The sequence below is a fragment of the Terribacillus aidingensis genome, assembly GCF_900215625.1.
Classification (GTDB): Bacteria; Bacillota; Bacilli; order Bacillales; family Amphibacillaceae; genus Terribacillus; species Terribacillus aidingensis.
On record NZ_OBEK01000005.1, the window covers coordinates 137,495 to 160,953 of the forward strand.

Sequence of the window (23,459 nt, forward strand, 5' to 3'; positions counted from 1 at the left end):
CCCTTATCTTGGGATACTCCTTTTTTGTCTATTTAGCAGCAGGAAGGTTATCTGATCTCGACATTTCGTCTCGCAAGTAATCCATGTATCGTTCCAATGTTGACAGAATCTCCGTACGCTCATCGTCCGACAAATCACCCGCATGCTGCAAGTTCTTCGTAAATGGATTTGCACTCACTTTGTTTCCTTCCTTTCTTTTCGATAATATCTGTTGGTAACTACTGTATACCCGATTATGCAGAAAAGAAACTTATGTAATATTTTTGTAACGGAATTTTCTAATAATTACGCATAAACAAAGAGTCATTGTCCATATAAAGACAATGACTCTTTTCATTACTTGATTACTTTAACGCGCTCTTCCAGCGGTTTGAATTCTTTATCCCCAGCTGGCATTGTCGGTTTACCGAATGGCATTTGTCCTCGAAGCTTCCAGTTGGATGGGATGTCCCATTCCTTTTGAATTGCTTCATCAACTAGCGGGTTATAGTGCTGCAAACTTGCGCCAAGGCCTTCCATTTCCAAAGCAGTCCAAACGACAAGTTGGTGCATGCCCGAAGTTTGTTCAGACCAGATTGGGAAATTATCCGCATAAAGGGCAAATTGTTCCTGCAAATCCTTCACTACTGTTTGATCCTCGAAGAATAAGACTGTTCCATAACCATTGCGGAAAGAAGCAATTTTCTCTTCTGTCGGTGCGAAGTTGTCTGACGGCACAACCGCTCGAAGCTGATCCTCTGTAATATTCCAGAAGCGATCATGCTTGTCGCCTAGAAGGACAATCACACGTGTGCTTTGCGAATTAAAAGCAGATGGTGTGTACTTCACAGCAAATTCTACAATTTCCTGAATTCGCTCATCCGATACGGGCGACTCTTTTGCCAAACTATAAATGGACCTTCTGTTTTCCAGTGCCTTGAAAAAATCTTGTGTCATGTGTATCCCTCCAAATATAAATATTAACCTTATGTAGATTGCCCGAATAACATAAAAGTATTAGTTACCTTTCGTAATCAAGTGACTTTATGTAAATAATTTATCGCACGCAAAGGGTTTCGTCAAATGAAAAGGACGCTGCATTTGCATCGCCCCTTTTCTTGAAATACTTATGCACTAACCTGCAAACCAATCAGACCCGTACTTACTTCCTTTTCTTATGAAAGAATGACTCCTGCTATGTTTAATGCGCAAACTGCGCATCATACAAACGACGATACGCACCATCACGATTCAGCAATTCACTATGCTTGCCTTCTTCTGTGATGCCTTGTTTTGTTACCATAATGATTTTATCTGCGTGCTTGATTGTCGCTAGTCGATGCGCGATGACCAATGTCGTTCTTCCTTCTGATAACTCTTCAAGCGCTTCTTGTATTTTAACTTCTGTTTCGGTATCCAAAGCAGATGTTGCTTCATCAAGTATGAGAATTGGCGGATTTTTAAGGAACACTCGCGCTATAGAAATGCGCTGTTTCTGACCACCGGAGATCATCACGCCGCGCTCTCCAATCACAGTATCCAATCCATCTGGCAGTTCGGATAAAAAGTCAGTCAGCTGCGCTCTCCTTACAGCATCGTCAATTTCTTCATCTGTGGCATCCAGCTTTCCATAAGCGATATTTTCTCGAATTGTTCCTCCGAATAAATACACATCCTGCTGTACAATACCAATCTGACTGCGCAAGGATGATAATGTCATATCTTTGATTGGTACATTATCTATTGTTATGTTCCCGTCATTAAGCTCATAAAAGCGCGGCAGCAAACTGCAGATCGTTGATTTCCCCGCACCGGATGGACCTACGAAAGCAACTGTCTCACCAGCGTTAATCGAGAAACTGATATCCTTCAGTATCATACTGTCCTGCTTATAACCAAAAGAAACGTTGTCGTAACAAATATGACCAGAAAGCGAGCTAACTTCTCTGGCGTTCGGACTATCTTTAACATCCGGATCAAGCCGCATGATGTCCATGTAACGCTGAAATCCAGCTATCCCTTTTGGATAGAGCTCAATGATGGCCCCGATCTTTTGAATAGGCTGGAAGAATACATTGGTCAGCAAAATAAAGGCAACCAAATCACCATACGACATTTTATCTTGAATGATAAACCAAGCTCCGGCAACAAGCTGGAACACGGCGATAAATCGCATCAGCATGTAAGTAACAGATAAATTGAGTGCCATGATTTTATAAGACAGTAATTTTGTCAGTCGGTAACGTTCGTTGTTTACCTTAAATCTGTCTTCTTCATGCGCCTCATTCGTAAACGCCTGTACAACCCTGATACCGCCGACAGTATTTTCAATTCGAGCGCTAAAGTCCGCTGTATCTTCATTCATCCTTCTCGATGCTTCTGTCATTTTTTTATTACAGTAAAGAACGATCCAGAACAAAATCGGAACGACTAGCATGGTCATGAGTGCCAACGGCCAATTGATGAAGAACATAATAATCAAGGCCCCGACAATGGTCATCAGCGCAATAAATAAATCCTCTGGTCCGTGATGAGCCATCTCTCCAATCATGAACAAATCATTCGTCAGTCGAGAAATCAGGTTGCCCACTTTTGTATTATCGAAGAAACGAAAACTGAGCTTTTGTATATGCTCGAATAATTGCTTTCGCATGTCACGTTCAATATTAATTCCAAGTTTATGTCCCCAGTAAGTGACAATATACTGCGTAACTGTACTTAATCCATAGACGATGAACAACAAAATACAAGCTGTTACAATCCAATTCCAGTTTTCAGTTGGAAGCAATCGGTCTACCATCATATTGACTCCGATTGGAAATGCTAATTCTAACAGCGCAACAAATACCGCACTGCCGAAATCTAGCAGAAACAGCCGTTTATACGGTTTATAAAAAGCGAAAAAGTCCTTTAGCAAGCCAGCAACACTTCTTTCTTTGAGAATGATTATCACTCTCTATTCTACATATAACAGATAAGTTACGCACTCTTTATTTAAAAAAGACAGACAAAAAGAAAAACCCGATGTCAGATGCATCGGGCCCTGCTCACACGCCTTCTTCTACACGCCGCAGCTCGTCTTGCTCACCTGCAATGAGCTTGTCCAAGAAGTACGCCACACCAAAATCGTCATTTGATTTCGTTACATGTGTCGCAATCTCCATCAGCTCTGTCATTGCGTTTTCCATCGCTACGCCATTTCCGGCTACTTCAAACATGCTGATATCGTTCGGGCTGTCACCTACAGCATACACATCTTCCTTGCTGATATTGTATTTTTCGGCCAGCATGGAAACTGCATATCCTTTACCCGACTTCTTAGGCAAAATCTCAATAATATGTTCACCAGAGGAAGTAACCGCAATTCTATTATCCTCATTGACGGTTTTATAGGCCTTTGCCAAGTTCTCCAAGTCAAAGCTGAAGCAAAGAATCTTAAAGATAGTACTTTCCTCTGTAAAAATATGTTCTATATCCGGTACAAAGCGGATTCCCGATTGCTTGAACTGAGACATGGCTCCAATCCAAAGCTGCTCCATGCTTTCGTCCGGGTTTGCGGAACTCACTTTATCCAATTCTGCTTTAAGCTTTTCCTCTCCATTATAAGGAGAAAGCAGCTCCGTTTCTGTATAGACTTCAAAGTACACATCCTGTTCAATAAGAGATGCTGCTATCTCTTTTGCCAGTTCCTTTTCAAAAGTTACCTTATTAAGCAATTCGTATCCATAATCATGAACTGTACCACCGTTTGAAGCAATAATTGGTATATCCAGGTCGTTACCTACAAGTGATTTCACATCAAAGGTAGCACGACCAGTGCTAATAGCTACCAGCATATCTGCATCAAGTGCACGTTTAATTGCTGCTTTATTTTCTTCGGGGATTTGACTTTCCGTATTTAGTAATGTTCCATCTAGGTCAATTGCAATCATCTTTTTAGACAAGCAAAATCCTCCTAATAATATTTTTATGTAGCCAACACTGTTACCATTAAATTATAATGGTTTATTGTGGGACTTTTCAATCACAACCCGATTGGAATGTTTGAAATTTTACAGCATGAGGAAAAGGCTTACAAAACACAGTATGAATTTTGATAATTTTTAGGAGGTAGCAATATGCAAAAAAAGCAATCCAATAGCTTGCTGTATTTCTTTGGCGCCCTTGGCGGCTTGCTGTATGGATATGATACTGGGGTCATTTCTGGTGCTTTACTGTACATTGATGAAGACCTTGGATTAAACTCCTTCACTGAAGGTCTTATTGTAAGCTCTCTATTAGTTGGCGCCATCATCAGTGCAGCCATTACTGGCCGAGTAACTGATAAAATAGGGCGGAAGAAAACAATTATTACTGCTGGCATTTTGTTCTTTATCGGTGCATTAGGTGCAGCCGTAGCAGTGAATGTCACTACGATGGTCATTGCCCGAGTTATCCTTGGTTTGGCTGTCGGTGCTTCAACGACAATCGTACCTTTATACTTATCCGAGCTCGCACCAAAAGAAAAACGCGGCTCACTAGCTTCCTTGAATCAGTTATTAATTACAATCGGTATCTTATCATCTTATTTAGTGAATTATGCATTTTCCGATGCAGGTGCATGGCGCTGGATGCTTGGACTAGCCGTCGTTCCTGCAGTTATTTTGATTATCGGGATGTTTTTCATGCCAGAAAGCCCGCGTTGGCTCCTTACAGCAGGAAAAGAAGACAAAGCTAGAAACATTTTAAAGAAAGTACGCGGAGAGAATGCTTCCATTGAAGATGAAATCTCCGAAATTCAAAAAGCTGAAAAAGAAGATGAAGGCGGTATCAAGGAATTATTCTCCAGCTGGGTCAGACCAGCATTGATTGCAGGTCTGGGTCTTGCCTTCCTTCAGCAGTTTATCGGAATCAACACGATTATCTATTATGCTCCTAGCACTTTCACAAGTGCTGGCTTCGGTAACTCAGCCGCGATACTCGGCACTGTCGGGATTGGTACAGTTAATGTATTGATGACACTTATCGCCATTAAAATAGTGGATAAAGTAAATCGCAAAACACTATTGATGGCAGGTAACATTGGAATGGTTGTAAGCTTAATTGCCCTCTCCACTATTAATTTGCTAGCTCCTGACTCAATCGTTGCGACATGGGCCATCATTATCTGTTTAGGACTATTCATCGTTGCTTTCTCGACTACGTGGGGACCAGTTGTTTGGATTATGCTTCCTGAGCTATTCCCAACCAAAGTACGCGGAATCGGAACAGGCGCTGCAACCTTTGCCTTGCACGGTGCCAACTTGATCGTATCTCTATTATTCCCGATCTTGTTAGAGGCAATTGGTATCAGCTACCTATTCTATATCTTCGCCGTCATCGGTATCTTTGCCTTCCTATTCGTGAAATTCTTTACAACAGAAACACGAGGAAAGAGCTTAGAACAAATCGAAGAGGACTTGCGCAAGCGCAGCATAGGATAAATGAAAAGCCGCCCGGTATGGGCGGCTTTTCTAGTTGGAGAGGCTTTTCTTTTTAAGGAGGACGTATGCAGCAAGTACTCCAATGATGGTCCAGCCTGTTAACCATAGCAAGTCTGCTTGGTAGGAAGAAAAGTCCTGCCCTTCCAGCGCACTCACCGCTATATCCATCGTAAAAACACTTGGCGAATATCTGATAATCTCACCAATTATTCCGTCTGAAAAGTACACTTGAATCATGGGAGCAAAACCAAAGAGAAACATAAATGGCATAATGTATACACCGGTCTGAATCAAGTTTTTACTAATTAGACCAACTATTGTCCCTATAGATAAAAATATTACAATAGATAAGATTAGAACAACAAGCAGTACTCCAATGTTAGTAAGTTTTACATCCATAATCATCCATGTAATAAGCAACGATACCAGGGTGATCACTACATTCATGAAACTTTTCCCTACCAGTATTTCCGTTGTATGTGCTGGAGACATAAGCAGAGACTGCAGTGTATTTTTCTCTTTCTCCTCTGAAATCAGCATAGACTGAACATACATCGTAACGAAAACCAAAGAAAACAAGGATACAAAAACGAAACTATAAATCCTTTCATCACCACTGCCCATTCGGCTGTATAAGACTGCCAGGAAGGCAGGGAGTATAACCATCATTAAAACTTGGACATTTGCTTTTAAATCATGATATTCTTTTACAATTATTGCTGAGATACGTGCAGCATTCATGCTAATTCCCTCCCTGTCACTTCGATAAATATATCTCCTAGTGTCGGCTGATCTGAATGTACAGCAAGAACTTCTTCTGCCTGCATGTACTGATAAAGACGTTCTGCCCCACCTGCATCATTTATGATGGTTTCATTGCTCCCATCTTTCAGCTCCAAATGAATGGTGTTCTTGGCATATTTACGCTGCAATAGCTTCGGTTCATCCATCTCGCGTATCTGCCCTTCATGAAGGAAGGCAACCCGATCGCAAAGCTGGGCAGCTTCTTCCATATTGTGTGTAGTCAAGAAAATCGTTGTACCTTCACGGTTTAAGTCCCGCAACAAGTCGTGCATCTTCTGGACATTTCCTGGATCCAATGCAGAGGTTGGTTCATCTAAGAATAGCACGTCTGGTTTATGCAGCACGGCGCGGGCGAGCAGCACACGCTGCTTCATCCCTTTGGACAGCTTTTTCACCGGTTTCTTCTTCTCTTCTGCCAGGCCGACTAATTGCAATACTTCTTCCACACGGCCAGCTGGGGCATTGTACAGCTTTGCGTAAAATTTCAAATTATCATTAATAGTCATTCTTTCATACAATCCGCTGTTATCAGTCAAAATACCTATCCGCCCTAAATCTGATCCATTCATTTTCGATGCGTTTTTTCCAAGTATCGTAACGTCACCAGCAGTCGGTAAAAGCTGCCCAGTCAGGATCTTAACAGTCGTCGTCTTCCCCGATCCGCTTGGCCCCAGAAAACCGAAAATCTCTCCCCTTTTTACATGGAATGTAACTTGCTGAAGTGCTTGCTGCTGTCCGAATACCTTGGATAAGTCCTTCACTTGTAATGCGTAATCCATACACGTTGCTCCTTTCCGTACGTGACGGTTGATACGCACAGCTTATCGTCTTTTACTGAAAAACACTGTAAAATCAAGCTTAATAGCACCTAAAAAAGCTGAATGGAGCGTACAGAGGGCTGAATACTGCAAATTTCCTGCCCAATGGAGCACCTCACAAGCCGAGCATTCCCTTTAATTCTTCAAAGCGGTTCTTCGATAACGGAACAGAGCTGCGCGTCTGGTCATCCAAAATCAAGCTGTAGCTGTTTCTTGTCCAGGTCACGACTTCCTTCACCTGCTGCAGGTTTACTAAATACGAACGATGGCATCGGAAAAAACCAAAAGCTCGCAAACGGCTCTCTAATTCCTGAAGTGTATATGTACAAGGATAGATTCCATCTTGGAGATGCAGTTGCGCCACGCCTTCACTGCTTTCAATAAAGTTAATATCAAATGGATTAAAGAGAATGATTTTATCATCAATCTTTGCTGGAATTTTCTCCAGTTTAACTGGCTGAACATCTACTTCACTTTCCGGGAGCTCATCCGTCTCTTCTTCTACAACAATTTGTTTACAAGCTTTATCTGTTAAAGAATAGACGTTTTTCGTAAGTACCAAAGCATTCTCCAAATCAATTGTAGTAAGGAGAATTGTTTTCTCTTTCTTTTTCAGCTCCTCTATTATCCGATGAATAATCAAGCTGGTTTCAAGGTCCACATTTTGCTCTGGTTCTTCCATTATCAATATCGGCTGATCTTGCAAAATTAACCTGCCAATTTGCAGTCGGCGCTCTTGCGAAAAAGTCAATTTACTAATTCGTACATTTTGCACATCTCGCAAGCCTACTTGCTGCATAACATCATGGAGATCGACTTTGCTGCCGTAAAGCTTACGAAAGAAAACCAAGTAATCCTTTACGCGCATTCGTGTGTAGGATGCATCATCCAAATACAAAAAGCCGATTTGATCATGAACAGATTTAAGTTTTTCGATATTTTCACCAAATAGTAGTACACTACCCGTAGATGGATTTTCTTGCTTGGCAATTATTTGAAGAAGCTTGTTTCCAATCACTTTATTACAGCGGATGACATAGCATTCACCAGCTTCGAGCTCCATATCTATTGGAGGCAGTAAGGTGGTATTGTGGGAAGTTTTACTAAGATTATCGAATTTCAATGTTGTTGTCATGAACGTTGTCGTCCTCCTGTCTTACCTTTATTGTAAAGCTAACTCCATGAATTGGAAATACCGAAAACGGAGATGAAAAATCTTGAAAAAAGATATTGATGATTATTTGAATGAAGGAATATATGGGGTGAAAGAAACGAAAGCAGGGGAAAGAAAAGAGTTCCTTGGCACGTTGCGCGAACGCACGGTTCTTGCACTTACAGAAGGAGAAGTTGTGCAGCAAAAAGGCGTGAACCAGTTAACAGATGCGATGAAACAATATCCAGATGCCTCCCTGCGATTGTCCGGAGAAGTGAGTACACGATTCTTTAGACCGTATAAAAAAGCGGCTGCCGACAATAACATCACTTATACGTCGGTGACTAACCAAGATGTGGATGCAGATTTAGCACTCGTCCTGCATGTTGACCATGCAATAAATAAAGAAGATATCTATCTGCACGAGGAAGAATTGACGAACACAGCAGAAAAAGCAGCAGAGAAGGAGCAGTCCTTCACTTCTAAGCTTAAGAATATCTTTAAACGGTAATAAACCTGTTAAGGGCTTGTAAGATTTCTATGCTACCCTGACAGAAAGGAGCAGCAAAACTTGTATACCTTAGATGCAAACAATCTTCCAGCAAAAACGCATTATAAATTACTATCAGGCAGTATCATTCCCAGACCAGTTGCTCTCGTTACTACTATGTCGGACAAGGTTATCAATGCCGCACCGTTCAGCTATTTTTCCGTTGTTAGTGCGGAACCGCCATTAGTCAGTATATCCGTCCAGAGAAGCGGTACGAAACAGAAAGACACCGCTCGTCATGCTATTGCTTCCGGTGAATTGGTTGTGCATATTAGTTCGGAGGGAATCGTTGAGGAACTGAATAAAACCGCAGCCACTTTATCAGAAGAGGAAAGTGAACTAGATCTCACTTCTTTAACGTTAGCACCAAGTACGTATATCTCGGTTCCTGGCATCGCGGAAGCCTCCATTCGTATGGAATGCATTTTATATGACCATATCGAAATTAAGAAGGAAGATGGCCATACAACCGCAGACCTCTTGCTCGCTAAAATAGTTGGATACCATCTTTCTCCCGACGTTTATGACCAAGAAACAGGCTATCTTGATGCTCAATCTATTCAGCCAATCAGCCGATTAGCAGGCAATGATTACAGCAAGCTGGGCGAGTTATTTACATTGAAGCGCCCTAAATAAGAGGAAAGTGGTGTAACCATGCAGAAAACCGTCGTGATAACTGGAGCAAATGCAGGTATGGGCTTTGCAGCAACTGTTGCCTTAGCCAGAAAAGGACATACCGTTTGTATGCTCTGCCGCTCCGAAGAACGCGGACGAAAGGCACTCGAGCAAGCCAAGCAGCAGAGCGGCTCAGCAGACGTACACCTTTACACATGCGACTTGGCTTCATTTACGAGTATTCATACATGTGCAGAGGCGCTGAAGTCTGATCACCCTGTCATCGACGTTCTTCTTAACAACGCCGGTGTTGTCACAACGAAAAAGCAATATACAGAGGATGGCTTGGAAATGATGATGGGCGTCAATCATCTCGGACATTTTCTGTTAACTAATTTGCTGTTAGAGCAAATCAAGTCAGCTCCCCAAGGGCGAATTGTTGTTCTTTCTTCCGGTGCTTATAAAATCGGTAAAATCAGCTTGGATGAAGTAGGTGAATCCGGATCATTTACGCCGTGGCAAAACTATGGACATAGTAAGCTTGCCAATTTATTGTTTACCAAAGAACTGTCTCTGCGTCTCTATCATTATAATGCAACGGTAAATGCTGTTCATCCCGGTGCGGTAAGCACAAGTCTCGGTGTAGACAGACAAACCGGTTTTGGTAAAAAGGTTCATCACCTGCTTCGGCCTTTCTTCCAATCGCCCGCAGAAGGTGCGGATACGGCATTATATTTAGCGGAAAGCCCTGAAGTGAAGTATGTGTCAGGCGGTTACTTTTATAAACGCAGAATTCAAGAAGTAAAAGGACAAGCAGATGACGCCGAATTGGCTAAGCAGTTTTGGGCCATTAGCGAACAAAAAGTGGGATTGACCGTGTGACGGTCAATCCCATTCTTTTAAGAGGAAGCCATGATAAGTTAGTGCCTCGACTGCTTCCTCCAGAACATTCTCATCGTCAGCCGCTAACGTATGAAGATGAATACCATCTGTCAGCTCTGACAAATAGCCCGCTTTACCTTGAGAAATTCTGCCGATAAACTGCTTCACTTCCCTGCGATTTGAGACCATAATAGAAGCAGTCATCAATCCATAAACTGGATGCTCCACTTGTACGTCCTTTACAGTAACACCTAAGTCGACGATCAGCTGCAATTCTTCTTCTGTTCTTTCCGGCAAATGCTGACATACAACGATCTTTTCAACTAATTTATTTGACTGATGATGCAGCAAGTACCCTTCGCTGGTGGCAATGATCGGGTGCTGTTCCGCTTTTAGCAGTGTTACATCCCCAACTATCACCTGCCGGCTGACGTTTGCTTCTTTCGCCAATAAACTGCCTTTTAACGGTCCCTCTGCTGCTTGCAGCTTTTCCAGCAGCCAGCTCCGCCTTGCTTTTCCTAATAGCTTCTTCTTTTCCTCACCCATTGAAAACCGTCCTTTTATCTGTTTCCTGTATTATAGCAAATTTAAAAAAGATACAGCCACATTGGCTGTATCTTCAGTCAGCATATACTTCCTCCGCTTTCTTTCCGGGCAAGTTTTTCCAAGCTGTTTGCTGCAGAAACTTAAAATATAGCGGAGCGTACGGATGTCCGGCATCAGAATTCCAAGGTTTGTTCGCACCAGTAAAATGGACAATTGCGGGTGATTGCCGTGCTTCCTTGTGACGTTTACGCTCTGCAAGCTCTTTTGGTGTTTTGGTTTTCATAATAATGAACGTTTGCGCATTCCATCTTGGATGGATTGGCTTCCACTTATCCCAAAGAATTGCGTTCAGTGCATCTTGGTCATGCAAGTACAGGTAATCGGGATCATTGTTTTCATCAATAAACCGCAGCACTTTATCCGAAATAGAATGTTTACGCCACTTCTCCATATCAATGACCATCATACCAGAATTGAAGTATCTGCCTTCGTTCGTAATATTCATCTTCTCCAAACGCTGCAGCTGCCCAGCATCCTCCACAGCCGCAAGCATTTTCCCGTTCAAGTCCAGTTCCTGCAGCTCCGACACATCGGTCAATACTAATGTATCACAGTCGATGTAGATAACTCGTTTGACGTTTGAATCTGTTATCACTTCAGGAATAGAAATGCGGTAATAAGCTGTTTTATTGATATATCTGCTTTCCGTGGCGTTTTTATATGAGTCCGTATCTATAGAGAGGAAGCGAATTGGCGTTCCGAATTGCATCGTAGTCTTCATCAGCATTCGTTTGTTTGTTTTTGTAATGCCGCCATCGATTACATATAACATGACTCGTCTGTTCTTCTTAACATTCGAAAGCAATGATGTCAGCATCACACCTAAGTGATGCGCGTAATTATCATCCGCACTAGAAACAATATGAATCGTATCTTTGTGATGCAAGACGTTCATCCTCCTTTATAATCGTACGTTCCTTTACCCCGCCTTTCCTTCTAGAAAACCAATAAAGTTGAAAATGAGAACCATGAACCAGTTTTTCGCACTAGTTTTCCGACTATTAAGACAATTAATCTAGTTAAAAAGAGCTATCACACAGAGTTTATTGCAATAGCTCTTGCATCCGCTGGTACTTCAAGAAAGCGGCTGATGAAGCTCCCAGCCCAGCTTCAATAATTCTACGATATAGTCCGCTACTTCTTCCGGATTGAGGTTATCTGTTGTGACACGTGCATTATGTTCCGCATAGATAGCTTGTCGTTCATCAAATATTTGCTGCACTTCATCAACCGATTTATTGTGCAGCACCGGTCTATTCTCGATCAATAAATCCATACGTTCCTTCCAACGGTCCCAGCTGAGATCGAGGAACAATACCAGACAGCTCTCGAGACAAACTTCCCGGATGGCTTCCTGCTTGAAAGCTCCGCCGCCAAGAGAAACGATATTGCACTGTTTATTATTACAAATATCAATGATCGTATTCCGTTCAATCTTACGGAAATAGTCTTCTCCATGCTGCGCGAATATTTCTGGAATTGCCATCCCATATCGCTGTTCAATCTCTGCATCAACATCGATAAAGTCTCTGTAAAGTTTCTCGGCAACTAGCTTGCCGATTGTCGTTTTTCCGACACCCATGAATCCGATCAGGACGATATTTTTCGCCCGCACAGGTATATGCTGTCTGCTCATTGTTCGCACGATGTAACTCCTCTCCCCACAAGTCGTATACCTTGTAATATATTCTATTGTATACGATAAATACAAAAATCGTAAGAGAGAAATACCTTTATCGCACCTTTGCATCCTCCAATTCAAGATTCAGCCATTTCACTTCATCCGCTGTCAGTTCAATTTCTACACTCGGAAGTGCTTCCTGCAGGCGCTTTACGTTTTTACACCCTACGATGGCACATGTTGGAAATTGCTGATGCAGCACATAGGCAACAGCTATTTGATTGGCAGTTACGCCTTTTTTATTTGCTAGCTGGACTGCACGATCATAACGCTCCCAATTATCATCGTTATAGTAAACACGAGCAATTTCTTCATCCGATATATGATTTCTGTCATATGTACCGGTGAAAAATCCGCCAGCTTGGGATGCCCAAGAGATGACTGGCATTTGTGTACGCTGATGCCATGCCGCATATTCCCCATCTAATGCAACTGTCTCTGCCCAGCGCACCTCATTTAACTGAGCTAAGCTTAAATTCGGACTATTTACAAGCAGCCGGTCGTACCCTTTTGCATCTGCATATGCATTGGCTTCTTCAATGCGGTCGGGCTCCCAGTTAGAAACACCATAAATTCCTATTTTCCCTGCTTTCTGATGTTCATGCAGCATATCCATCAGCACTTGCACCGGCACATTCCGATCATCTCGGTGAAGAAGGTAGATATCAATGAAATCCGTCTGCAAATTCGCAAGACTGTCATGCAAATCCATTGTAATATCGTCCGGATTCACACGTTTCATCTCCGGATGATGTACCCCATCCAAATCAATATGGTAATGACCGCCTTTTGAGATTAGAATGACTTCATCGCGTGTGCCGCGCTCTGCCATCCATTGCCCGATCAATCTCTCTGCTTGGTATTGGGCATATTTTGGACCGGTATCAATGGTATTGCCGCCAGCTTGTAAGAAGCTATCCAGAACAGCGAATACATCATTTCTTTTGTCTCCAAAAAATTTAGTTGTACCGAGAATCAATTTAGAAAGCGGGTGTTTGACCCCTGGTATGGTTGTATAGTTCATCCTGAAAAGCCTCCCTTTTATTCTGTGCGTTAGTCAGCAGTTTGTATGGCTATTCCCTTAATCCGTGAAAAAGTATCCTGTGCTGCTGCAGAAAAAACAGAGTTCTTGAATGAAAGAAGATGCTACGAGGTTGTTCTAATGTGGATTTATATTTACTTTAGCATTATGGCCATGCTGACAGCAAATAAAATGAGGCAGGCATAAATGATGCCTGCCTCATAGAATTACCCATTCATAACTTCAGTAAGTACTGGGACAATCTGTTTCTTACGAGAAACAACACCTTTAAGGGTGGCTGTATTGTTGGATAACGTTACATGGAAAGCCTTTTCCACAGCTTCTGTTTCTGCGCCAATTGCAATCGCTGTAGAGTCATTTGTCAAAATGTTTGTGATTGCGAATAGATAAAGCTTTAAGCCTTTTTCTGTAATTTTCTGCTTCATTGCAGCTTCAACTTCTGCTTGGCGAACAAGTACATCCTGCTCGTCAACAACATTGACCTGTGCAATTTCAACAGTTGCATCGCCCATTTGGAATTCTTTTGCATCAAGTGTAATTAACTCTTCCGCTGTTTTCTTACTCACATCAGCGCCTGCTTTAAGCATATCCAAGCCATATGTATTCACATCGACATCGGCAATTTCAGCAAGCTCTTTCGCTGCTTTTACATCTTCTTCTGTGCATGTAGGTGATTTGAAAAGCAAGGAATCAGAAACAATTGCACTTAGCATTGCGCCTGCGATCTCTTTTGGAATCTCCACATCATGCTCTTTATAGATTTTCTTAAGAATTGTAGCTGTACAGCCGACTGGCTCCGCACGGTAATAAAGCGGATCAGCAGTTTCGAAGTTCGCAATGCGATGGTGGTCTACCACTTCCATGACGGATACTGTATCAATATCCGAAACGCTTTGCTGCTTTTCATTATGATCGACTAAGATAACTTGCTCGACTTCTCCATTGATTGCCTCAATCATACGAGGAGCTTCAAGGCCGAATGTTTTTAATGCGAATGCTGTTTCTTCATTCAATTCGCCAAGGCGGACAGCTTCTGCTTCCATCCCTAATTTATTCTTTAAATGTGCGTATGCAATTGCGGATGTTACCGCATCTGTATCTGGGTTTTTATGTCCGAAGACAAGTACTTTGCCCACTGCTATCTCTCCTTTTGCATTGCCGGCATGATGCCGGACATGATGTATTCATTTTACATGATTCTAGCTATTTTAAAAAGAGACTCACTTAGAAACGTAGCGGTTGCCATGCACCCAGTAGCGCCATGGAAAGTCCTTAGCCTCCTGTGCATTCGGGATACCGATTCTCGGTCCTGTTTCCACCTGCTCCGGTGTGTAGCCCGATGTAATATATAAAGGAGGTTTCGTAAAATTCCCGCCGTAATGAGCGATTTGTTCAATCCCCATTGCCTGACAAAGTTTCCCCGGTCCATTAGTCAATTCTCTTGGCTTTCTGTCAGGTCTGCGTGTTTCCATCAGAGGGATTCCATCCTTTGGTTCCAACGCTCGAATAAGAACAGCTTCAGGAGTTCCAGCAGCCGCACTCACTACATTCAGCAGCACTTGCCTGTGCATCGTGTACGTATAAATATGCCCTGGTTCATGAAACATAATCTCTGTTCGTTTTGTTCTTCGGTTATTGAAGCTATGCGCAGCACGATCAAGTGCACCGCGGTAAGCTTCTGTTTCTACAATGTAACCCGAAGTGATTCCTTGCGGGGTTTCATGAACCAACAGACAGCCCAACAAACGTGGCGCAAGCTCCAAGGTGGGCTGTTCATAAAATGATTGTTCCAGCGGCTCATAGCTAGTCATTATACATGCTCCTTCTTTAAAACAGGTTTTGGTTCTTGTTTTCTCCCTTTTAGCATTACCCAAACCTGTAATAAGAATGGCGCGCCAAGTATAACGAGGAAGGAAATAATCGTAAATATCGGGATCGGCTGCATCGCTCCGAAATAATCAAGCAGCATGCCGCCAGCCAGCGGGCCTGCCACACCCCCAAAGCCAGTAAAGCCCATGGCACCAAAATACGTTCCTTTCATCGCAGGGTTGGCAATTTCATCAATAAACATATCCGACATGGAGAACAGCAGCACTTCGCCAATTGTAAACAGTATGACCGCACACGCAATCCATACAATATCATGCAAAAATGCCATGCTCAGCATGCTTACGGCGATAAGTATGTTTCCGAGCATCAGTGATAAAACCAGCGAATAACGCTTCGCTATTGCGACAATCGGATATTGCACGACCAGCACCGTCAATGCATTTAATGTAAGCATCATACTGAATAGCTTTGCTCCATCTTCTATACTTGGTGCAGCAGCAAAAAATTGCGGCAGTGTAGCACTGAAGTGGGAATAACCAAACACACTTACCGTCACACCAATTAATAGGAGCATAAACAGCTTATCCTTACGCGTGATATGAAACGCTTCCCGAACACCAATATGTTTTCCAGCTGCGGCTGTCTCCGCCACTTTGATGCGAGTAAATTGAAAAATGAGTACAAGCCCATAAACGAAATAAACAAGTGCAGCGATAAAGAACGGCGCTGTCGAAGCTGCCGAACCAAAGTACAGCCCTAGTAGCGGCCCGAACACAACCCCAACATTAATTGCTGTGTACCGCATATTAAAAACGAGCAGCCGATGTTTTGGATCTGTCACATCAGACAGCAGTGCTTTCGAAGTTGGTTCAAACAAAGAACGGCATAACCCATTCAAAGCATTCATCACAAAAAATACCCATATCGCGTCCGCTAATCCAAACCCTGCAAAAACAATGCACCAGCCAAAAATGCTGATGCCCATGATTTTCTTTCTGCCAAACCGATCAGAAAAATACCCGCCATAAAAACTGGCAAGAATACCGACCAAAGAACTGACAGCAATAATCAAGCCGGTAAATCCAGCCGATGCTCCCTTTTCCTGGGTCAGGTATATTGCTAAAAAAGGAATACTCATACTTGTAGCCATCCTGCCGAACACGGTACCAATAATAATTGCCCAGCTGTAAGGATGGAGTGACCGTAACGCATGCATGCTGCCTCATCTCCTCATAATCCAGATTATAGCAGATTACAAGGATGCTGTTATGTACATCCCCCTCCAGCAAAAAAACATACCATGCATGAAACATTTTCACGCTTGATTCGTACATTTTACTATAGAGGCAACCTCACAGTTTTTGTAGTTTTAGGTTTAGTTGAAGAGGACTTCTTAGTCAGGTTACAGACGGAGTAATTCTTGTACGTAAAACCAAGCAAACGAGGGGGCATTTTATGTATGACAGTGTAGAACCTGATTTTTGGCTAAGGTTCTTTTTCTTATTAGCGATTGTTTTATTATTGCTGTTCTTTTTTAATGCGCTACTACGAAAATGGTTACAAGTTGAGCGAAGAAAATTCTTTTCGTATAACCACGTAAATGAAAAACATAAAAAGATTGATTGGATACTTCGAATTACAACAATAGTTATTATTCTTTTATTTGCCCCTATTGTTATGGTGACTGGTATCGACAATCTTAATTTGTTTATCCAACCAGGCTCTGTTCTATTTTTCTTTATTATTATCTCTGAAATAGTCAGGGCGGTAATGGAGCAAAAATACGCAGAAAACCCGAACGCTTATAAAGTAACGGTAAGTCAGCTAATATTTCTCTGTCTATTGTTTCTATCATTATATACAACCAATTTCTGGGGATTGGTATAGTTATCAACAGAAAAAGCGCTAGGATATTACAATCCTAGCGCTTCTGCTGATACTGGTTATGCGAGATTAAAATGACTTAACCCCAAGACTGATCCTTCACCCTTTCCTTCTTTAATAAGTCCCGAATTTCTGTCAGTAATTCCTGCTCCATTGTCAGTTTCTGTACTACTTCTTCCGGCTGCGGCTGATGCTTGCGCTTTAATCGGTTCATGAACTTGACGACCGTAAATAACACAGCAGCGATTAATACAAAGTTAATAACTGTTTGAATAAATACACCGTACTTTACTACCGCATTTCCGACAGTAAACTGCAGCCCGCTAAAATCATGCCCGCCTGTTATAATGCCGATAAGCGGCATGATGATATCATTAACCAACGAAGTCGTGATTGCACTGAATGCTGAACCAATTACAACGGCTACAGCCAAATCCACAACGTTTCCGCGCAAAGCGAACTCTTTAAATTCTTTAAGCATTGTATACACCTCTCTTTCAGCAAGTATCATTCTCACGGATCTTTTTCCCTTTTTCAAGTATAGACATTTCTGCAAAAAGAGAGACCCCCGTTTGGGAGTCTCTCTTGCATTACAGTTCTTTCCACCAATCATCATGCATAGAAGCTGGCATCTGGCGTTTATGCGTTGTTTTGAAATAACGCTCTTCCAGAAGCTTAGCTGGTTCTTCATCGATGATTTTTCCTTCAAGATAATCATCAATATCTTCATATTTTAACCCTAGTTCAGCTTCATCTGTTTGGCCGGGTTTGTCATCGAGTAAATCTGCAGTCGGTAATTTTTCGTATAGACGCTCTGGTGCGCCCAGCTCGATCAGCAGCTGCTTACCTTGACGTTTATTTAGCCCGCTTAGCGGCAGGACGTCAGCAGCACCATCTCCGTATTTCGTATAGAAGCCAGTAATTGCTTCTGCTGCATGATCTGTCCCTATAACTAGCAGACCTTTCTGACCGCCAATTGCATATTGTGCAATCATGCGCATCCGTGCCTTTACGTTTCCTTTATGAAAATCAGCCAGTTCCTCACTTGTCGCATCTTTAAAAGCATGAGCAGCTTCTGTCACAGGCGCTTTAATATTGTATACATATGACTCTGCCGGCTCAATAAATTTCAATGCTAGCTGCGCATCATCCTCATCGGCTTGCTCGCCATGCGGCAGACGTACAGCTGCAAATGTAACATCTTTTCCCTCTTCTTTTAACTCCTCAATTGCCAGCTGTGCAAGACGGCCAGCCAAAGTAGAATCCTGCCCTCCGCTAATGCCTAGTACGTAGCCTTTTGCACCTGTCTTTTTCAAATAATCCTTCAAAAAGTCGATACGGCTGCGAATTTCCTGTTTAGCATCAATCGTTGGTTTTACTTGCAGCTCTGAAATAATTCTAGTTTGATTCGTCATTATGGGGCCTCCTCTTATTTGTCGTATTACTAATCTTTTTCCCTCTCAAATTGAAACCTAATCTCTTTATGTATCATGCTCTCACTTTCTAGTATAAACCAATTACAGCAAAAGCCGAAAATTAAAAACCCGCGGTTTTAATACTCCGCGGGTTTCCTGTTCATATATGCTGCCATATCCTCCACCGTCTTTTCCATACGCTGGACGTCTATATCAAAATCAAGGTCTGTTGAACGAAAGAACGGATCGTCAAAAGTGAAAAGCTCTGCAATGTAATCTTCATAAGCACGCATCGCAACCATCTCCTTTCCAATTCTTCTTTCGTTTATTCTAGCCCAAATCCCTGCCGAAAAAAACCCATTCAAAGGAACTTATTCATGCGTCTCCTGTTTTAGAACACCATACTTTGGAGATAATCTCCTTTATGGACAAAAGGAGGCAAAAAAATGGACTTGTATGATTTCATGAAAGAAGGTAATCCTGGGAAAAGCCAATCTCAGCAGCCTGGTATCCAGCAGAAGATGGACCCGCTTCCGATTGAAGAATTTGATCATTGGAAAGGAAGCGGTAAGCTTCAAGGTAAAGTCGCGCTCATCACTGGCGGAGACAGCGGTATTGGACGCGCAGTCGCTATTGCCTATGCTAAGGAAGGAGCCCATGTTGCCATCTCCTATCTCGATGAACATGACGATGCCGAATATGCGAAGCAGCGAATTGAAGAAGAAGGCGGCAAATGCGTCCTTTATCCTGGTGATATTAGTGATGCAGCGTTTTGTGAGAATCTGATCCAGCAAGTTGTAAAAGATTTTAACACCTTGGATATACTCGTAAATAACGCAGCACGCCAAGACGTCCAAAATGATTTGACCGCTATTACACCCGAGCAATTTGAACGGACGTTCCGGACAAACTTCTTCAGCTTCTTTTATTTAACACGTGCTGCACTGCCGCATCTTGGCAAAGGAAACAGCATCATCAATACAGCTTCCATTAATCCTTACATTGGCAATCCAACATTAATTGATTATACGTCAACCAAAGGTGCAATCGTTGCGTTCACACGTTCCCTAGCAAAGGGATTAGCTTCTAAAGGAATTCGCGTAAATGGAGTTGCACCTGGGCCAATTTGGACACCACTCATTCCAGCGACGATGCAGGGTGATATGCTGACCAATTTCGGCACGCAGACGCCGCTCGGAAGACCCGGTCAGCCTGTTGATCTTGTCGGCAGCTATGTGCTGCTTGCTTCCGAGGAAGCCGCCTATATGACCGGCCAATTCATTCATGTTAATGGCGGAGACTATATGTCATCCTAACCAACAATTAACACATAGCATGTACGAAATACATAAAAACACGTAAATTTGGGCGGTCCCTGATTTACGTGTTTTTTATGTATTACAATATCTTTTTACTTTTTATTCTTCCACATCTGGGTATTGTCGTCTTCATCAAACTCAATAATAACATCTGTAACACCCTTCTGCTTCATAATTTGTTCTTCCAATCGGTCTTTGATATCATCTGCAGCCGCTACAGTTAATGACGGATCAATTTCCAGTATGGCCTCTACGTGGAAAGAATCTCCTTCTTTGACTACTGTCATTTCTTGAATATCACGCACGTCACCATCCGCAAATAGAATATCTCCTATCTTGTCAGCCATCTCCTCATCTGCTTCTCCGATTACACCAGCTGCATTATCAAGGAAAACGCGCCCGACAACAAGAAACATCATAGCTCCAATTACAATCGAGGCGATCCCTTCCGCTTGATGAAATGGGGTATACGATGCAATCAAGATAGCGATAATTGCAATCAGTGCACCGCTTGTTGCAACTAAATCTTCCATAAATACCAGCTTTGTCGCTGGCTTCGCGCGCCCGACATCAGAAAAACTTTTCGGGATGACAGCTAATCCTGTTGCACCCGAATCACTCTCATGTGCAATTTCTCGCATAACTTTCAGCAACACATATCCCTCTAAAATACAGCTTAAAGCAAGTACAGAAATGCTTAGCCACAAACCTTCTGATTCTGACGGATGAGCTAAATGTGCTATTCCCTCTCGAATTGTTTCGTATGCGAGAATTCCGACAATCAGTACAGCACCTAGCAATACGAGATTGACCGCGCGACCAAACCCGCCCGGGAAACGTTCTGTCGGGGCTTTTTTGCTCAATGCTGAACCGACATATACGAAGAATTGGTTTGCTGAATCTCCAAAACTGTGCAATGTTTCCGCGAACATTGCAACATTACCTGTCAGCAAAAATGCTCCGCCTTTGACGAGTGCAATAATAAAGTTCACTATTGCCGCTAAACCAGCAGACTTGCTGCCTTGACGTAATAAACCCAAATATTCTTTCATGCTGCCTCTTCCTTTTCAGTAAATTTATATGTATTTTATGGTAACAATATTTTTAGAATAGCATACATTACATGCAACGCCATTCCTCTTTGCTTATGGCGGAGAGAAGACGCCATGTTTTAGTTTCGGTGAAAATGGTTACCATATACATGAATTAAGTAATTTTTTCACTTGCAGCCTACCCAGATGACGTGTTAATATCTTGAACAATATACCTTTAAAGCGAAAGGAGCCGATAAGATTGAGAAAAGTAACGTTAGAGCAGATATTTACACATCCAATAGCGCAAAAATACCTCGGCCGATCCGGACAGGCACATGCTATTGCTGTAGCAGAATATGCACTTGCAATAAGTGAGAAAAAGCAGGTTGACCCTGACTTGGCAGTAAAAGCAGCTCTGCTGCACGACATCGGCCATTATGAATGGTACCGCGATGGCAAGTGGGACTATGATTTGTATAGACAAAATGATATCCATGCTATAAAGGGTGCAGCACGTGCACATAAGCTGTTGATACGCCTAGGCGAAAATCCGCAGGCTGCAAAAGAAATCTCGCTTGCAGTTTTACTCCACACAGATTCTTACCTCCCAGAGCAGAACTTAAAACGTGATCCGCTGCAGCAAGTTGTAGCAGAAGCAGATACAGCAGATGAGGAGACAGGCGGAGCGCATCACTATAAAACTATTTCTGAGCAAGAAGCTTTGAAACGTATCCTAGCATTGGATAACAGCATTGAGAAGCGCATGATAAGTAAAGTTCAAACAAGCTGATCATGACCGCTTCCCCTCCCTTAATTCTCCTGTCTTTCCTATTAAAAATATGCCTCAATGCGTGCAATCTGCTGTCTCTTCCATTATGCTAGACTAATAGAAGATACGACTATAAAAGGAGATTAGCGAATTTGCACTGGAAAAGGATTATTTTAACAACAGTGTTGATGACAGTAGCAGCGTTGATCCTATTCGGTTTTTTGCATATTGAGCAGCTTCCTAAGAATTCCACTCCTGTCGCTGACACGGATGCAGCTGACATCAACGGCCTTCACCCTACAGTAGAAAAAAACATGCACAAATTAATAGATAAATCTGCTGATATCGGCATCCCAATTATCATTACAGATGATTTTCGATCTAAAAAAGAACAAGACAAGCTGTATGCCCAAGGCAGAACAACAGAGGGCCAGATTGTCACCAATGTTCAAGGCGGAGAATCCATGCATAATTATGGCTTGGCCATCGATTTTGCTTTGCAACCAGAGCCCGGTAACGTTATTTGGGATATGGAATATGACGGTAACAATAATGGCGAGTCTGATTGGCTGGAAGTAGTTGAAATCGCCAAAGATCTCGGTTTCCACTGGGGCGGGGACTGGACGGAATTCAAGGATTATCCGCATTTGGAGATGCATATAAATTGGTAAGAGCAGCGCCGGGCGGGCGCTTATTTGTTAGAAATCTTTATGTTCATTAAGAAAACCGAGCGAGCGCGCATTTTTGGATGCACACATCGTTCGGTTTTTTAAAACTTACCATACATATGATACAGTTTTTTTTATTGATTAGTAATTACCTAGCTTTATAGCTCCAGCTGAGAAGGATAAAGCGTCATACCTCCATCGACAAAAAGTGTTGTGCCTGTAACATAACTTGCTTCTCTGGATGCAAGCCAAGCAGCGGCAGCAGCGATTTCTTCTGGTTTTCCAAAGGTCTGCATCGGTATTTTCTTCATTTGTTTCGTTTCATTTTCTGGTTTCGTATCGTCATTGCGATCGGTAGCAATTGTGCCCGGCGCTATCGCATTTACTCGGATTCCTTTGTCTGCATATTCAAGCGCCATCGTTTCGGTAAGTAATTTTATGCCGCCTTTTGAGGCCGCGTAATGGCTATCCGAAGGCTTTGGTATTTGTTGGTGCACACTAGACATATTTATGATACTTCCCTGTATATCATTCTCCAACATATATCGCAGCGCAGCTTGACCACCCAGGAAAGTACCTGTCAGATTAACATCAATGACACTTCTCCAGTCCTCCTCATCCATTTCATGCAAAGGTGCAGGTTTGCTGAATCCGGAATTATTGACCATGACATCCATACTGCCGTATTCATCAACTGCTGCCTTCAGCAGTTTCTGTACATCTTCTTTTTTAGATACATCTGCTTGTATAACAATAGCCTTCCCGCCAGCTTGTCGAATTTTTTCAGCTGCTTCTGTTGCTCCGTCTTCATCGCCGTGATAATTCACAACCACATTCATACCTTCTGAACCGAACCGCTCGGCAACCGCTCGACCAATTCCTTTCGAAGAACCTGTAACTATTGCTGTCTTACCTTTCAAATCATCGTACATAAAGACAACCCCTCCC

Annotated in this window: 27 protein-coding genes; 8 read left to right on the forward strand and 19 right to left on the reverse strand. The window is 42.5% G+C overall.

Translation table 11 applies throughout. The annotated features are described in order from the left end of the window. Positions 1 to 28: 28 nt before the first annotated feature. The 4 genes from CRO17_RS17650 to CRO17_RS15130 form a co-directional block, all read right to left on the reverse strand. The gene (locus CRO17_RS17650; RefSeq protein ID WP_179637121.1) at positions 29 to 178 is read right to left on the reverse strand and encodes a hypothetical protein; all 150 of its coding nucleotides are present in this window, start codon (positions 176 to 178) and stop codon (positions 29 to 31) included. Between the two features lie 158 nt (positions 179 to 336). Continuing rightward, a complete protein-coding gene (locus tag CRO17_RS15120) occupies positions 337 to 936 on the reverse strand; it encodes a nitroreductase family protein (RefSeq protein ID WP_097043316.1) in 600 nt (199 codons plus the stop codon). 244 nt (positions 937 to 1,180) lie between these two features. Next, the gene (locus tag CRO17_RS15125) at positions 1,181 to 2,896 is read right to left on the reverse strand and encodes an ABC transporter ATP-binding protein (protein WP_097043391.1); all 1,716 of its coding nucleotides are present in this window, start codon (positions 2,894 to 2,896) and stop codon (positions 1,181 to 1,183) included. Between the two features lie 130 nt (positions 2,897 to 3,026). Next, on the reverse strand, positions 3,027 to 3,911 hold the full coding sequence (locus CRO17_RS15130; protein WP_097043392.1) for an HAD family hydrolase: 885 nt from the start codon (positions 3,909 to 3,911) through the stop codon (positions 3,027 to 3,029). A 186-nt stretch (positions 3,912 to 4,097) separates the two neighbouring features. On the opposite strand from CRO17_RS15130, the gene CRO17_RS15135 reads away from it, so the two are divergent. Beyond that, positions 4,098 to 5,441, forward strand: a complete 1,344-nt coding sequence (locus CRO17_RS15135) for a sugar porter family MFS transporter (protein ID WP_097043317.1) — start codon at positions 4,098 to 4,100, stop codon at positions 5,439 to 5,441. A 30-nt stretch (positions 5,442 to 5,471) separates the two neighbouring features. Here the strand turns inward: CRO17_RS15135 and CRO17_RS15140 are convergent, their stop codons facing one another. The 3 genes from CRO17_RS15140 to CRO17_RS15150 form a co-directional block, all read right to left on the reverse strand. Further along, entirely contained in the window at positions 5,472 to 6,182 is a 711-nt protein-coding gene (locus tag CRO17_RS15140) for an ABC transporter permease (protein WP_097043318.1), read from the reverse strand. Then, on the reverse strand, positions 6,179 to 7,024 hold the full coding sequence (locus CRO17_RS15145) for an ABC transporter ATP-binding protein (protein WP_097043319.1): 846 nt from the start codon (positions 7,022 to 7,024) through the stop codon (positions 6,179 to 6,181). Before CRO17_RS15145 ends, CRO17_RS15140 begins: the two co-directional genes overlap by 4 nt. A gap of 154 nt (positions 7,025 to 7,178) precedes the next feature. After that, positions 7,179 to 8,198 (reverse strand): LytTR family transcriptional regulator DNA-binding domain-containing protein, encoded by a 1,020-nt coding sequence (locus tag CRO17_RS15150; protein ID WP_097043320.1) that lies wholly within the window; start codon positions 8,196 to 8,198, stop codon positions 7,179 to 7,181. Between the two features lie 82 nt (positions 8,199 to 8,280). Here CRO17_RS15150 and CRO17_RS15155 point away from each other — a divergent pair, with 82 nt between their 5' ends. The 3 genes from CRO17_RS15155 to CRO17_RS15165 are packed head-to-tail and all read left to right on the forward strand — an operon-like array spanning position 8,281 to position 10,263. After that, positions 8,281 to 8,727: a YueI family protein gene (locus tag CRO17_RS15155; protein WP_179637123.1), complete on the forward strand. Its 447-nt coding sequence runs from the start codon at positions 8,281 to 8,283 to the stop codon at positions 8,725 to 8,727. 60 nt (positions 8,728 to 8,787) lie between these two features. Further along, the gene (locus CRO17_RS15160) at positions 8,788 to 9,402 is read left to right on the forward strand and encodes a flavin reductase family protein (RefSeq protein ID WP_097043322.1); all 615 of its coding nucleotides are present in this window, start codon (positions 8,788 to 8,790) and stop codon (positions 9,400 to 9,402) included. A gap of 18 nt (positions 9,403 to 9,420) precedes the next feature. Further along, on the forward strand, positions 9,421 to 10,263 hold the full coding sequence (locus CRO17_RS15165; RefSeq protein WP_097043323.1) for an SDR family oxidoreductase: 843 nt from the start codon (positions 9,421 to 9,423) through the stop codon (positions 10,261 to 10,263). A 3-nt stretch (positions 10,264 to 10,266) separates the two neighbouring features. Here CRO17_RS15165 and CRO17_RS15170 read toward each other — a convergent pair whose 3' ends face one another. The 7 genes from CRO17_RS15170 to CRO17_RS15200 form a co-directional block, all read right to left on the reverse strand. Then, the gene (locus tag CRO17_RS15170; protein ID WP_097043324.1) at positions 10,267 to 10,809 is read right to left on the reverse strand and encodes a transcription repressor NadR; all 543 of its coding nucleotides are present in this window, start codon (positions 10,807 to 10,809) and stop codon (positions 10,267 to 10,269) included. A 73-nt stretch (positions 10,810 to 10,882) separates the two neighbouring features. Beyond that, entirely contained in the window at positions 10,883 to 11,755 is an 873-nt protein-coding gene (locus tag CRO17_RS15175) for a glycosyltransferase family 8 protein (protein WP_097043325.1), read from the reverse strand. Positions 11,756 to 11,944: 189 nt separating this feature from the next. Further along, the gene (locus CRO17_RS15180) at positions 11,945 to 12,505 is read right to left on the reverse strand and encodes a shikimate kinase (RefSeq protein ID WP_097043393.1); all 561 of its coding nucleotides are present in this window, start codon (positions 12,503 to 12,505) and stop codon (positions 11,945 to 11,947) included. A gap of 97 nt (positions 12,506 to 12,602) precedes the next feature. After that, the gene (locus CRO17_RS15185; protein ID WP_097043326.1) at positions 12,603 to 13,574 is read right to left on the reverse strand and encodes an aldo/keto reductase; all 972 of its coding nucleotides are present in this window, start codon (positions 13,572 to 13,574) and stop codon (positions 12,603 to 12,605) included. A 224-nt stretch (positions 13,575 to 13,798) separates the two neighbouring features. Beyond that, positions 13,799 to 14,728 (reverse strand): manganese-dependent inorganic pyrophosphatase, encoded by a 930-nt coding sequence (locus CRO17_RS15190; protein WP_097043327.1) that lies wholly within the window; start codon positions 14,726 to 14,728, stop codon positions 13,799 to 13,801. An 84-nt stretch (positions 14,729 to 14,812) separates the two neighbouring features. Continuing rightward, the gene (locus tag CRO17_RS15195; protein ID WP_425444473.1) at positions 14,813 to 15,406 is read right to left on the reverse strand and encodes a DNA-3-methyladenine glycosylase; all 594 of its coding nucleotides are present in this window, start codon (positions 15,404 to 15,406) and stop codon (positions 14,813 to 14,815) included. Further along, positions 15,403 to 16,638 carry an MDR family MFS transporter gene (locus CRO17_RS15200; protein ID WP_097043329.1) on the reverse strand — a complete coding sequence of 412 codons (1,236 nt, stop codon included), beginning with the start codon at positions 16,636 to 16,638 and terminating at the stop codon, positions 15,403 to 15,405. The genes CRO17_RS15195 and CRO17_RS15200 overlap by 4 nt, the downstream gene beginning before the upstream one ends. A gap of 239 nt (positions 16,639 to 16,877) precedes the next feature. Here CRO17_RS15200 and CRO17_RS15205 point away from each other — a divergent pair, with 239 nt between their 5' ends. Then, positions 16,878 to 17,309, forward strand: coding sequence for a DUF4181 domain-containing protein (locus tag CRO17_RS15205; protein ID WP_097043330.1), 432 nt, complete (start codon positions 16,878 to 16,880; stop codon positions 17,307 to 17,309). Between the two features lie 76 nt (positions 17,310 to 17,385). Here CRO17_RS15205 and mscL read toward each other — a convergent pair whose 3' ends face one another. From mscL to CRO17_RS17655, 3 genes are all read right to left on the reverse strand, one after another. After that, positions 17,386 to 17,787 (reverse strand): large conductance mechanosensitive channel protein MscL, encoded by a 402-nt coding sequence (mscL, locus tag CRO17_RS15210; protein ID WP_097043331.1) that lies wholly within the window; start codon positions 17,785 to 17,787, stop codon positions 17,386 to 17,388. A 109-nt stretch (positions 17,788 to 17,896) separates the two neighbouring features. Beyond that, a complete protein-coding gene (gene nadE / locus CRO17_RS15215) occupies positions 17,897 to 18,721 on the reverse strand; it encodes an ammonia-dependent NAD(+) synthetase (RefSeq protein ID WP_097043332.1) in 825 nt (274 codons plus the stop codon). 137 nt (positions 18,722 to 18,858) lie between these two features. Beyond that, positions 18,859 to 19,014, reverse strand: a complete 156-nt coding sequence (locus tag CRO17_RS17655; protein ID WP_179637125.1) for a hypothetical protein — start codon at positions 19,012 to 19,014, stop codon at positions 18,859 to 18,861. A gap of 153 nt (positions 19,015 to 19,167) precedes the next feature. On the opposite strand from CRO17_RS17655, the gene CRO17_RS15220 reads away from it, so the two are divergent. After that, a complete protein-coding gene (locus tag CRO17_RS15220) occupies positions 19,168 to 20,037 on the forward strand; it encodes an SDR family oxidoreductase (RefSeq protein WP_097043333.1) in 870 nt (289 codons plus the stop codon). 95 nt (positions 20,038 to 20,132) lie between these two features. On the opposite strand, the gene CRO17_RS15225 is transcribed toward CRO17_RS15220, so the two are convergent. Beyond that, positions 20,133 to 21,092 carry a cation diffusion facilitator family transporter gene (locus CRO17_RS15225; protein WP_097043334.1) on the reverse strand — a complete coding sequence of 320 codons (960 nt, stop codon included), beginning with the start codon at positions 21,090 to 21,092 and terminating at the stop codon, positions 20,133 to 20,135. A gap of 241 nt (positions 21,093 to 21,333) precedes the next feature. Between CRO17_RS15225 and CRO17_RS15230 the strand changes: the two genes are divergently transcribed. Beyond that, a complete protein-coding gene (locus tag CRO17_RS15230; RefSeq protein WP_097043335.1) occupies positions 21,334 to 21,864 on the forward strand; it encodes an HD domain-containing protein in 531 nt (176 codons plus the stop codon). Between the two features lie 131 nt (positions 21,865 to 21,995). Further along, the gene (locus tag CRO17_RS15235; protein WP_281253840.1) at positions 21,996 to 22,514 is read left to right on the forward strand and encodes a M15 family metallopeptidase; all 519 of its coding nucleotides are present in this window, start codon (positions 21,996 to 21,998) and stop codon (positions 22,512 to 22,514) included. Between the two features lie 155 nt (positions 22,515 to 22,669). Here CRO17_RS15235 and CRO17_RS15240 read toward each other — a convergent pair whose 3' ends face one another. Further along, positions 22,670 to 23,443, reverse strand: coding sequence for a glucose 1-dehydrogenase (locus CRO17_RS15240; protein WP_097043336.1), 774 nt, complete (start codon positions 23,441 to 23,443; stop codon positions 22,670 to 22,672). Positions 23,444 to 23,459 lie beyond the last annotated feature (16 nt).